Origin of the sequence: Albidovulum sediminis (genome assembly GCF_025380365.1) — a bacterium.
GTDB lineage: Bacteria > Pseudomonadota > Alphaproteobacteria > Rhodobacterales > Rhodobacteraceae > Albidovulum > Albidovulum sediminis.
Genome location: NZ_JAOCQF010000009.1, coordinates 1 through 11,313 on the forward strand (window position 1 = coordinate 1; position 11,313 = coordinate 11,313).

Genomic DNA, 11,313 nt, shown 5'->3' on the forward strand with positions numbered 1-11,313 from the left:
TCGACGACTTCGTCAACGGCACAGAACTCGTCGCCCGTATCAAGGCCCAATCACCGCGGTAACAACCGGCCGGTTACAAATGATGCATTCTCTCCTAGGTAGAGGACGGGGAGCGGACGTTGACTTCATAAGGTTCGCAAAACTATGCATCGCAAACGCCCACAGCAGCGAGCGCCATAACCTGTTCAGCGCCTCCGCTGGTGATCCGATGTCCTTATAGTTGGGTTAGCTCGGCTATTAGAAAGGCAAATCTGCGTCAGACCACGTTTCAGGCAGCGGTACGCTGTAGCTTTCTGCAGCGATCACTGTTGCGCTTCGAACCAGAACCTCAACTCTAGCCTGTTGCTCCCCGTACAGACTGCCAGCCCAATAGGATTCTGCAGCGGCAACTTGAGCGTACAAATCTCCTTCTTGGACGCTTGTGTAGTGATTGAGATCGCCCCTGTGCAATATATCAGATTGGCCGTACTCGACCGTGTACAAATATTTCTTAGCCTTCTTCGCTTTGCCAGCGGCTGCCCAAATCCGTCTTGCTACTTCTTCATTTTCCCAAAGGTAAACGGCATTCGAACGAATTCTGACCCCATCCGGATGGGACGACCTGACTATTCTTTCAGCGGCATGTAAACTTGGATCAAGCCCTGGCCAATTGTCGTAAGAGGAAACCAAATCGCCGATGCCATACTTTGCATCAGAATAATGCCAACCAGTTTTCTTTCCCAAATTCAATCCGGCTTATCTCACGTGTTCTCTAACCCAAATGCCGCGTTGACCTTCTTGAACAAGCGCTCTGCATTGGCTGCAGTACCTCTGGGAAGATCAGCGATCTTCGTCCAGCTGTCGAAGTCCCGCAACATCTCCGTAAGAACATCTTTCTTCTTGAGCTCGCGCCCTTGGCGCTGCTTCAAAGCGATCTCAACCCGTTTAGCGATCAATGTGGAACCATCATCGGGCAGGTCATCCAACTTGAGAGCTAGGCCATAGCATCGGTTCACGCAGTCAAGGAACCAATCGTCTGGGAAGAGATCTTCAATCGCGACATCCGTTTTCTTCACTCCGGCAGCGTCACCAAGCATCAAAACCCGAAATTCATGGCCTGTCTCCTTAGCATATTCTTTCAGGCTCATGTCTTTAATCTTCTTGTACGCTTGGTGACCTGCGTCGTCAGTGTCTAATAAGGCGCCAGCATCCCAGCGTTGCCCAATCGCGAATGCTGCGTACATTGGCACCTTGGTAGAGGTCTCCGCTGGCCACATATAAATTTGATCCGATAAACCCACTTTGCCGCCCTTCGTCAGCAAACCTGATAGCTTGCTCAATATCAGAACGTCCGTTCCACCTTCGACAATCAATACCTTGCGGTTGCCAAGCATTCCCGAAAGATCGGACGTCAAGCCGAGAGCGCTTTCTATGACCGCCATGGGAGCCGATTGGCTGCTCACAACACCATGTGTCACGCGCAGATGGTGGTCGTTGTCCGTTTCGATGATGCGCACCCGCTCGGGGTTTGCTTGATCGACCATCGAGGAAAGATGCGTAGTATACATCACCGTGTTGGTTTCGGAGAGGTTTTCAAACACGCCAAGGAGATCGCGCTGCCCACTGTAGTGAAGGTGTATGCCTGGTTCTTCCAGTAGAAGCGTGCAGTTCTCGAAGTCGCCCTCTGAGGCATGGGTGAATTTCCAAGCGAAAGAGACGTACCAGCGGAATCCGGTCGAGCGCCGATTTAGACGAACCGGAAACCCGATTGCCTTGTCTTTGGCAAAGATGTTGAGCGTCTGACCATCTACCCGGATATCGAACTCGACAGGCTTTTGCTTCCACAATTTTTGAAACTGCTGCGTCAGGTATGCTGAGGCCGCAACACTATCGAACTGGCGCAGCGTTCTCCCCGCTGCGCTTCCACCTTTCTGAACAATATCATCGAGGTCAATATCCGCAAGATCGAGAACGATGAGTATGGTTTGATCTTCCGTGGAGAGGTTGTGTCTCTGTCCACCGGCCGCATCTAAGCGACTTTTAAGATCATTCAGCTCGACCTGTGCGCCAGAAAACTCATAGTCTTGGATGAGCACGAATCGCGGAGCGATCTCATTCGCCCATTCTGATACTTTGGCTTTGGATAGTCCAAGACTCTCTGCGGCGATCGGATCAGCCTTCTCGTCGCAAAGCCAAAAACCGGTTTTTTGTCGATAGCCGCGGCAAGCGAATAGGCGAATTCCATCAGGCGGCGCTACAGTTAGAGCTTCCGATTCACTTCCTTCATTATCGCTCGTAATGTCAGCCGCGAATTGAAAAAGCGCCTTGGCGTCACCTTCATCAAACTCGAAAACGGCCTGAGCTACTGGCCTCCCATCGGCATTCTTCTTGCCCTTCCAGTCGTCGACCGGCCAGTCTTCATCTGGATTGTACTGTGTCTCAACATATGAATGCAGACAATACAATGCTTCAAAAAGGTTGCTTTTCCCCGCCTCGTTCTGACCGACAATGGCCGTTACATCGTTAACTCTGATCCACCCAGAATCGGTGATGTTTCGATAGTTCGTGATACGAAATTCTGACAACCGCATCGTTTCTCGACCACCTTTCTGCATCCACGGGTCGTATCGTAGTCTTTCTCTACTGACAGCTGAGATTGAACCATTTTGCAGGGTAGCAAGCAAGAGTTTCAGGCGGGCGGGGCAACCCATCTCTAGTCACAGTACCTCGTTCTCTTAGCTCGCTTCACCCGTGTTGAATCTGTGGCTCGAGGAGCTCCGCTTTTAGCAGATGGGCGAAGACCGGACCTTCGCAGCCTCAGGTTCCAACGACGGCTGCGCGCCGGTCATGCGTGCTCGGCAATGATGGCCCGTGTCGTCTGAACCGCTGCCGCCAGGTTGGTCTTATCTGCCTCCTTCAGCCCGAGTGCTACCGGGTCGAACGCCAGTTGACTTCCCCCGGCACTACCCGCACCAGCTCGGGCCGCTCGGCCACGCGCCCGACCTACGATTTCAGGTTTTCGATGATGTGGCCCCTTGGGTGGCCCTTCAGCTGGCACCTTTGCAGTTCCCTGCGCCCCCGCAGCCGCCCGCACCTCCTGCAACTCCTGCTTCAGTTTCTCCACCGTCTCCCGCGTTTCGGTCATCTGCCGATCTCGCCGCAGCCCGTCCTCATCTGGGTATGGGAAACTCCCCGCCTGACCCGCATGCAGAATGTTCAACGCCGGGTCCTCGAAATACTTGATCCGCCTTGCTCGGATTGGCATCTGCGCGTCGATCACGAGGATCACCTCGTCCAGGTCCATGCGGCGGGCCTGGTCCTCCGTCAGGAGCGGCGTGTCCTCTGTCCGCTCGGAGACGCTGCGCCCCTCGAAGGGATTGCGTCCGACCGCGCGCGACCTGGTCACAACGCGCTTGGTGGTTTTGCCGACGGCTTGGCTCAGTTCCTCGATGGTCTTCTGCTCGGACGGGGTGAGGTAGAGCTTCACGCCTGCGCCGCCCTGGAGCGACCGGCGGGTGTTTTCGCCATAGATCTCGTCCAGCGCCGGAATGGTCTGGGTGACGATGGCGAGGCTCCCGCCGAAGGAGCGCAGCGTCTTTATGCTCTCGGCGACGATCGGCATTTTCCCGAGGCGGTCGAATTCGTCGAGCATGATCATCACCGGCCAAGGCTCGTCATTCCCCGGTTCTTGCGCCTGCAGCGACGCGATCAGGTCCGAGAAGAAAAGCCGGATCAGCGGAGCTAGGGGGCGGATCATCTCGGATTCGACCACGAGATAGATCGCGTGGGGGCGGCGTCGGATATCCCGGAAGGAGAAGTCGGAGGTCGCGGTGGCCGCGTCGATCGCGCGATTGTCCCAAGTGTCGAGACCGGACGTCATCAAGAGCGAGAGGTAGGAGGTGAGGGTGTCGTTGTTGGTCGAGGCCATGCGCTCGAAGATCAGCTTGGCCGAGGTGTTCTTCACCTCCTGCGCGCGCTTGAGATATTCCTTCTGTTTGTCGCCACCCGAGGCGGTGATGCGGTAGATCTCGCCGATGGTCGGCACGCCGCGTTCGAAGGCCAGAAGACCGGCCGCCACGAACAGATCAATGCCGCCTGCCAGTAGCCCGCTCAGCTTTTCGTTGTCGGTCTGCAGGAAGAGCTTGGCGGTGAGCTTCAACTCCATCTGCTGCCGGTCGGGATTGGTCATCGCCGCGATGCGCGCCAGCGGGTTGTAGCGGTGGGTGGGGCGGTCCCAGTCGGTCGGCGCGAACCGGAACACCTTGTCGCCCATGCTGGCGCGGAAGCGTGAGGTCTCGCGGAAGTTCTCGCCCTTTACGTCGAGCACCACGGCCGAGCCTTTGTAGGTGAGCAGGTTCGGGATCACGAAACCCACGCCCTTGCCCCGGCCCGTGGGCGCCACGATTAGCGCATGCGGGAAGGTCTTCGAAACGAGGAAGGGGCGCTTCGATTTCGGGGGGCCGAGCTTGCCGAGAAGGAAGCCGCCACCCGGTTTGGCGAAGAAGCCGTTGCGCTTCATTTCGGCCCTGGTCTGCCAATGCGTCGTGCCGAAGCGGGTCAGGGCATCGCCGAGCAGCGTGACGCTCAGCATCAGCGCAGCAATGCCGAAGCCTGCGAGTATCAGGTTCACCCAAAGGAAGTCCCGCGGCGCGCTGACGCCGAGGGCGCGGTACTCGCGCGCGAGAAGGGTGACGTCAAAGGCTTGCGTCGACAGGCCATAGCGGATGGTGAGGTAGCCCGTCGCCACGACATAGCCGATGGCGAGGCCAACCAGCGTAAGGCTGAGGATCCCGCCCGCGATCTTCCCCTTATCCATGGGTGATCCCCTTTTCGCCATGCGCTGCTGCGTGACGTGCGCGCTGCGTCTCGATCTGTTCCTCGGCGAGAGCATCCAGCACCCGCTCCATGGCGGGGCCGTGGGCGGTCACCTCGCTGCTTTCCAGATAGGCTTTGGCGAGTTCCAGCTGCCGCAACGGGTGCTCGGTGAACTTCTCCAGCACATCCGCGTGTCCTGCGCGAAGAGCGGTCACCGCATCCGGCGTGAGGTTGCGGTCGATCTGGGCGATCAGGCGTTGCCCGTCGGTCTCGGAGAGCAGCTTCACATCCTCGGCCTCGGCCCGCTGCAGGAAGGTCAGCACTTCCGGGGCAGTCTCGGCCATGAAGCGCCGTTCGGCATAGTCCTGCCGGGCCTTGTCCTCGATGTCGAAGCTCCGCTCGCTGATATAGGCGCGTGAGGCGCCCATGGCGCGCAGCTGGTTGATCTCGTTCTGCACGGCTGCCCCGAACGCGTCATCCGGCATTTCCGCGCGGTAGCGGGCGACAGTGCGCGCGTCTTCCGTGATGGGCCCAAGTTCATCCGAATGATGGCGCAGGGCCAGGTCCATATCGCCCGCGTGGAGCCTGCGGTCCTTTTCATCGACGGCAAACTCCTGCGGTTTGCGGCTGTCGGTGATCTTGTCCCAGGCCATCGAAGCCAGCTCGGCATGATCGGGCGATCGCTGCGCGAAGGCGTTGAAGGCGGCGCGGGCTTCTTCCACCTCGACGGCACCGGCCCGGCGCACGGAAGGGTCGTCCGAGAAGGGGTGGTCGAAATCCGTCCGGCGGAACTGGGCGACGAGGTCTTGGAAATCCCGGCGCTCGGACGCGGCGAAGATGTCAGGTTCGCCCGCCGCGCGCTCGCGCTCAGGCAGTGTCACCCGTTCGGCCAGGGCAACCGGGTCATCCTTGGTGTCGTCCACCTCATCAACGGCCCGCAAGATGCGCGCATTGGTCAGGGTGTCGCCCAGACGGACATGGACGGCTTCCAGCCGGTCCAGTGCTTCCTCGCGGTCCTCGCCCTTTTCCAGATCGAGATCGCCTGCCTTGGCGATGGCGCGCAGATCCTGCGCCAGCCATTGCCGTTCGAGCGCGGCATTGCCGGCACCCTCGCGCATGCGGGCGGCCACGGCTTCGGGATCGATGCCCGTGCCCTGCAGCGCCTCGGTGAGGCGTGCCTTGACCGCATCGTCGTCGAGACGATCCATCTGATCCTCGCGCATGTTGGCCCGCGCGTAGACGCCGTCGCGGGAGGGCGCATCAAGCAGAGCGGCCGAGCGGTCCCCGAGCGGATTGAGATGCGCGACCGATGCCAGCACATCGGTGAGCTTGCGCTCGATCTCCGGCCGCTCCGCCGCAGGCGCTCGGTCAATCGCCGCCTCGATCTGACGGATGTTCTGGGAAAACTCGGTGATCAGCGTGTCGAACGCTGTTTCGTCTTGGGACATGTAGATGGCTCCGTCAGATTGGATCTGACCGCCATTGGCAAGGATGGTGCTGGCCCGCTCAAGCGCCTCGGCCACGTCTTCGAAGTTCGACCGGGATGCCTCGGCAGCCAGACCCCGATAGGTCAGCGCATTGCGCGCCACCGTCTCCAGGGCCGCGGCGAGATCAGCGCCTGTGCGCTGGCGCTCGACGGGCGGTCGGCCTTCGTCACGTGCCTTGTAGACCTCATCAATCTCGGCGCGGTAGGTCGTGACCCCCCGGTCAAGACGCCGTGTCGCCTCGAGCCGGATCCCGTGGACCTGCGCCGCCTCGACCATCGCCAGCCGGAAGGCGTCGTAGTTGAAGTGGTGATCCTTTCCGAGAAAGAACATTTCGCCATCCTTGCTGCGGCGGTTCAGAACGATATGCGCATGTGGATGCGCGCGATCTTGGTGTATTGCAGCAATATAGTCGAATTGCGACCCCTCACCTTGAAAGAACCGCTCGCAGACGGATTCCGTGATTGCGCGCACTTCTTCGCCGCTGGTGCCGACGGGAAAGGCCATCAGAAGATGCGAGGTATGGCCGAGCTTCGGGCTGTGCCGCTCGCCCCACTGGTTCTCGAAGCGCCGCACGACCCGGTCAATCTCGGCCTCGGTCAGGATCTTCTTGCCATCATGCGTGCCGCGACTGTCGAGGATGTGGCTCGACTTGGTGGTGAGATACGTCAGTTGGGCCTTGAGCTGCGCGCCCGTGTGGCACCCGCCCTTCGAGATCGGCTTGAAGATGGCAGGGGAGTATCCGCGCGCCGCCCGGACCATCTGCGCCTTCTTGGCGAGCCCCTGCCAACTGCCCGAGACCCGGCTCCAGTCGCGATCGAAGAGGGCGGGCCCGACGCCGCGTGCCTCACTCCGCGCCATGTCCGGCCACCTGCTCCGCTTCCTGCCGTGCCAGACCGGCGAGCGCCTTGGTGACCTCGAGGTCCAGATCGCGACGCCGCGCACGGAACATCTCCTGGATCTGGTCGGCCATGTCGAAGACGAGCACCGCAAGGTCGCGGATCTCGGCATGGCTGGCGGGGGTATAGGGCAGACGCTCGCCTTTGAGTTTTGCCTCGTTCAGGCGGCGCGCGACCTGGTTCACGTTGTTGCCGACCCGGTTCAACGCCGCGCTCATCCCTTTTAGCTCATCCGTCATGCCCTCATCCGGCCGCAGGAGATCGTCGGCGGCCAGCATCAGGCAGCGCATGGCGTCTGACCGGTGGGCAATGCCGCGCCGCGCGAGAGCAGCATCGAAGCCGCGCAGGTCGCGGTCGGTGACGCGCATGGTCAGCACGCGGGTGCGGCTGACGTTGGCCGAGACGGCGGAACGACCCCGGCTCAGCACGTTGTAGACGGTCTTGGGGGAGACCTTCAGCGTCGCACTGATCGCACTGACCGAGACGCCTTTCGCCCGTTCCCGGACGATCTGACGGCGCTCGTGATCGGTCAGTCTGCGACTGCTGCCCATGTGAAGTATACGTTCCTATTTCTTGCCAACTTCGTACAAGCCCGCCTTCTCCCAGCACAAGCGGAGAAGGCGCCAAGGGCTTGTACTCAATATAGAAAATCGGCCTCACGGGCCGATTTGACGTCCTTTGGCAAATGCAACGCGCAAGGCGCTCAATGCAACGCGTCCCGCGTTCCCTGCACCGCGCATCGCGTCCTTTGGACTGCGTTTTGCGCGCCCTGCAGCACGGCTTCTGGCGAGTGGCAGATGGCCCGTGCTGCCCGCATCGCGCGTGGTGCCCGATGGTCCACGTCCCGTGCGGTATGCGTCACGTTTCCTGCGTCGCGCACTATGGCCGATGTCGCATGTCGCGCGTCATCTGGGGACCGCATCGCGCGGACGAGAGAACGTCCGGTGTCGCGAGCGTGGTGCTTTTCGCTCCCTGCGCGATGCACCATGGACCCCGCATTCCGCCTGAGGCAGCCCGCATCCCGTCTTCTGCTTGACGCCGTCGCGCGCGAGGGTTAGCGACGCGGAACCATCTTTGTTGCGTTTCACCATTATTGCGAGAGGTCCGCCCCCATGCCGAACGATAATCTCGTAGTGATCGCCGCGATGGCCCGGAAGGGGGGGAGTGGCAAGACCACGCTCTCGCGCGCCCTGATCAGCGCTGCCGTTGCCGCCGGGCGTCGCGTCCTTCTGATCGATACCGACAGCACAGGCGTGCTCGGCACCTGGCACAAGCGGGCTGAAGCTGCAGGGCTGGGGTCACCGCTCCTGCGCTCGGCAACCGTTGAGAGCGTGGGGGCCGTGGATCGCCGGATCGAGCAGGCCTATGCGGCGGACTCGGCAGATTTTATTTTCATCGACACAGCGGGCGTCGGGGCCGAGTGGTCGGACGGGATCGCCGTTCTGGCCGATCACATCGTCACCCCGGTCATGCTTTCAACCTCAGATCTCGATGTCGGTGCGCAAACCGCCGACTGGTTCGAAAAGCTCCGCGCCCGCGTCGATGACCCCGAAAGCCTACCACGGCACCACGTCGTTCTGAACATGGTTGACCCCAAGACCACGCGCGCCGATGCCGCTCTCATCGAGGCGGCGATCGCACGGTTCCCGGTGGTCGAGACTGTGATGATGCGCCGGAATGTCTATAAGGAAATGGACGAGAAGGGCCTCCTGCACGCTGTAGCGTTGCAAAAGCAGGCCGATCCGAACCCCCTCATGCGCCCCCATGTGCGCCATGTGGTCGAGGCCCTCGACGAGGCGACCGACATCCTCAACAACATCCTGGCCGCGTGAGGTCAGGTAGGTGCGGAAGAAGATCCCGACAATCACTCGGCCCGACCCGGCTTATGCTGCATCCCTGCGGCCAGAGGCGGGAGAAGACCCGGGAAGGGAAGAGGTTCTGCGAGCTGAGACGATGCCAGAAGCTGCAAACGTCGAGCCTGTGGTCTCGGACAGTCACGCTGTTTCGCCGCCAAGCATGCCGCCTGCGCCCACGTCTCAGTCCAGTCAAGCGGCGGCCGGACGCACTGCAACACCGACCATTGCATCGCTTCCCAGGTCGCGACGCTTTCCGGCGACGCGCAAGATCGACATCCGGGTGAACGCGCTGGAACGGCAGGAGGACGCCCTGATCGACTGTGGCGTCGATCCGGCCCATGTCATCCGCGCCGCCCTGCGCCGTGCAGTGAAGAACTGGCAGCTCGGACCCGACTTCGTCCCTCCCGCCGAGGAGCAGCGGACGCGGATCACGGAATGGCGTGCACGCACCTCGCTCGCTGTCGATGCAGCCGCCGTGACCACCCTCCTGCGCGCCTACGACCCGCTCGACGTGCTGAGCAAATGGACTCTGATCCGCGGGCAGTTGGAGCCCCCTGTCTGGGCCGAAATCGACGCCATCCTGGCCGAAATCGCCGCTCATGCTGCGGTGCCGCATGAGGGTGATGCTTCGTAACATACCTGTCTAAAAGGATATCTTGAATTCCACCGATCACATTTTCCCTGAAGGCACGTCTTCGCCTTGCAGTTGCAGAAACCAATCTTTAACACCCCATTCAGAACGAGCGGCCTCCTTTTTCCTGGTGCAGAGGTCCGAGTAGAGGAGAGCGTCATGTCCCCTGAAACCCGCCTCACAGGCGAACCGATCCTGCGCATCCTCTGCAAGAAAACCGACACGCTAGTGGGCTACCTCTACCAATGGAACAACGGCGACCTGCAGCCCGCCTGGCTGGACACCGCCAAGGCTGAAGTACGCTACGAACCCATCTCGGCCGCAGCCTGACACGCGCACAAATGCGACGTTGTGTGTGGGTCTGCGCCTGAACGCCCCGGGCTCAAGCGCAGGGCGTGATGCAAAGAGCGCGCTTCCATAAATCATTATTCCGCATTACTGTGAGTTATAGAAAGGGATTCTATAGCTCATGCGCTGGAACTGGACACAACCCGACTGGCCGAATTTCCGCTATGACAGCGCCGCCATCGAGCCTTTCGAACGGCAGTTTCTGTTGTCATCCGGCGAGATTCTCGGCGCCGTCCGCCATGTGACCGGCGATGAACGCGACCGCCTGCGCATCGAACTGCTGAGTGAAGAGGCGATGCGGACCAGCGCCATCGAAGGCGAGGTGCTAGACAGGGCCAGCGTGCAATCCTCCCTCCGCCGTCAATTCGGTCTGATCTCTGGCGGTGCGCCATCGAAGCCCAAGGAACAGGGCGTCGCAGAGATGATGGTCGACGTCTACTCGACCTGCGGCGCGCCTCTGACCCACGAGACCCTCAGCCGCTGGCACGGGATGCTCCTGGCACATGACCGCGGGCTCGAAACCATCGGCGCCTATCGGCGGCATGCCGACGCGATGCAGGTCGTATCCGGCAGGATCGACCGACCGACGGTGCATTTCGAGGCGCCGCCCTCTGCGCAGGTCCAAGGCGAGATGGACGTGTTCGTCGACTGGTTCAACCGAACGGCGCCAGACGGCACAACGCCCCTGCCGGCTCTGACCCGCGCGGCGCTTGGGCACCTCTGGTTCGAAAGCATCCATCCCTTCGAGGACGGCAATGGTCGCCTCGGCCGCGCCCTGGCGGAAAAGTCCCTTGCGCAGAACATCGGCCAGCCGAGCCTGATCGCGCTAGCCTATACGATCGAACGGGACCGGAAAGCCTACTACGACCAGCTCGAAACCCACCAGAAGACGCTGGACGTAACCGGCTGGCTGATCTGGTTCGCCGAGATCGTTCTGAAGGCGCAGCAGGTAACGCTGACACGGGTCGCCTTCTTCATCGCCAAGGCGAAGTTCTACGACCAATTCCGTGATCGACTGAACGAGCGACAAGCCAAGGTGATCGAGCGCATGTTCCGCGAGGGGCCCGACGGGTTCAAAGGTGGCCTCAGCGCCGAGAACTACATCGCCATAACTGGCACGTCACGCGCCACCACGACCCGAGATCTGCGGGACCTGGTGGAGATGGGCGCGCTTTGCCGTACTGGGGAGCGGCGGCACACAAGGTATTGGCTAGAACTTGGCCGCGACTGAAGACGGGAAACGCCAGCAAATGACGTTCGCATAATCTTGATTATGTAATATCCTGGCCGCTAGGGATGAG

The 11,313-nt window shown here is 60.9% G+C and carries 9 protein-coding genes; 4 read left to right on the forward strand and 5 right to left on the reverse strand.

Annotated elements, in window-relative coordinates; all coding sequences use genetic code 11:
• Positions 1–237 precede the first annotated feature (237 nt).
• The 5 genes from N5I32_RS20725 to N5I32_RS20745 form a co-directional block, all read right to left on the reverse strand.
• Positions 238–723: a hypothetical protein gene (locus N5I32_RS20725; RefSeq protein WP_261497819.1), complete on the reverse strand. Its 486-nt coding sequence runs from the start codon at positions 721–723 to the stop codon at positions 238–240.
• A gap of 17 nt (positions 724–740) precedes the next feature.
• The gene (locus N5I32_RS20730) at positions 741–2,594 is read right to left on the reverse strand and encodes an ATP-dependent nuclease (RefSeq protein WP_261497820.1); all 1,854 of its coding nucleotides are present in this window, start codon (positions 2,592–2,594) and stop codon (positions 741–743) included.
• A 230-nt stretch (positions 2,595–2,824) separates the two neighbouring features.
• Positions 2,825–4,795 carry a type IV secretory system conjugative DNA transfer family protein gene (locus N5I32_RS20735; RefSeq protein WP_261497821.1) on the reverse strand — a complete coding sequence of 657 codons (1,971 nt, stop codon included), beginning with the start codon at positions 4,793–4,795 and terminating at the stop codon, positions 2,825–2,827.
• Complete coding sequence (locus N5I32_RS20740) at positions 4,788–7,223, reverse strand: relaxase/mobilization nuclease domain-containing protein (protein ID WP_261497822.1); 2,436 nt, start codon at positions 7,221–7,223, stop codon at positions 4,788–4,790. The genes N5I32_RS20735 and N5I32_RS20740 overlap by 8 nt, the downstream gene beginning before the upstream one ends.
• The gene (locus N5I32_RS20745; RefSeq protein WP_261497823.1) at positions 7,126–7,728 is read right to left on the reverse strand and encodes a helix-turn-helix domain-containing protein; all 603 of its coding nucleotides are present in this window, start codon (positions 7,726–7,728) and stop codon (positions 7,126–7,128) included. Before N5I32_RS20745 ends, N5I32_RS20740 begins: the two co-directional genes overlap by 98 nt.
• Positions 7,729–8,310: 582 nt before the next feature.
• On the opposite strand from N5I32_RS20745, the gene N5I32_RS20750 reads away from it, so the two are divergent.
• The 4 genes from N5I32_RS20750 to N5I32_RS20765 all read left to right on the forward strand — a co-directional run bounded on the left by N5I32_RS20750 (position 8,311) and on the right by N5I32_RS20765 (position 11,243).
• Positions 8,311–9,009, forward strand: coding sequence for a ParA family protein (locus N5I32_RS20750; RefSeq protein ID WP_261497824.1), 699 nt, complete (start codon positions 8,311–8,313; stop codon positions 9,007–9,009).
• 304 nt (positions 9,010–9,313) lie between these two features.
• On the forward strand, positions 9,314–9,667 hold the full coding sequence (locus N5I32_RS20755; RefSeq protein WP_261497825.1) for a hypothetical protein: 354 nt from the start codon (positions 9,314–9,316) through the stop codon (positions 9,665–9,667).
• Positions 9,668–9,823: 156 nt separating this feature from the next.
• Entirely contained in the window at positions 9,824–9,994 is a 171-nt protein-coding gene (locus tag N5I32_RS20760; protein ID WP_261497826.1) for a hypothetical protein, read from the forward strand.
• A gap of 139 nt (positions 9,995–10,133) precedes the next feature.
• Positions 10,134–11,243 carry a Fic family protein gene (locus N5I32_RS20765; RefSeq protein WP_261497827.1) on the forward strand — a complete coding sequence of 370 codons (1,110 nt, stop codon included), beginning with the start codon at positions 10,134–10,136 and terminating at the stop codon, positions 11,241–11,243.
• Positions 11,244–11,313 lie beyond the last annotated feature (70 nt).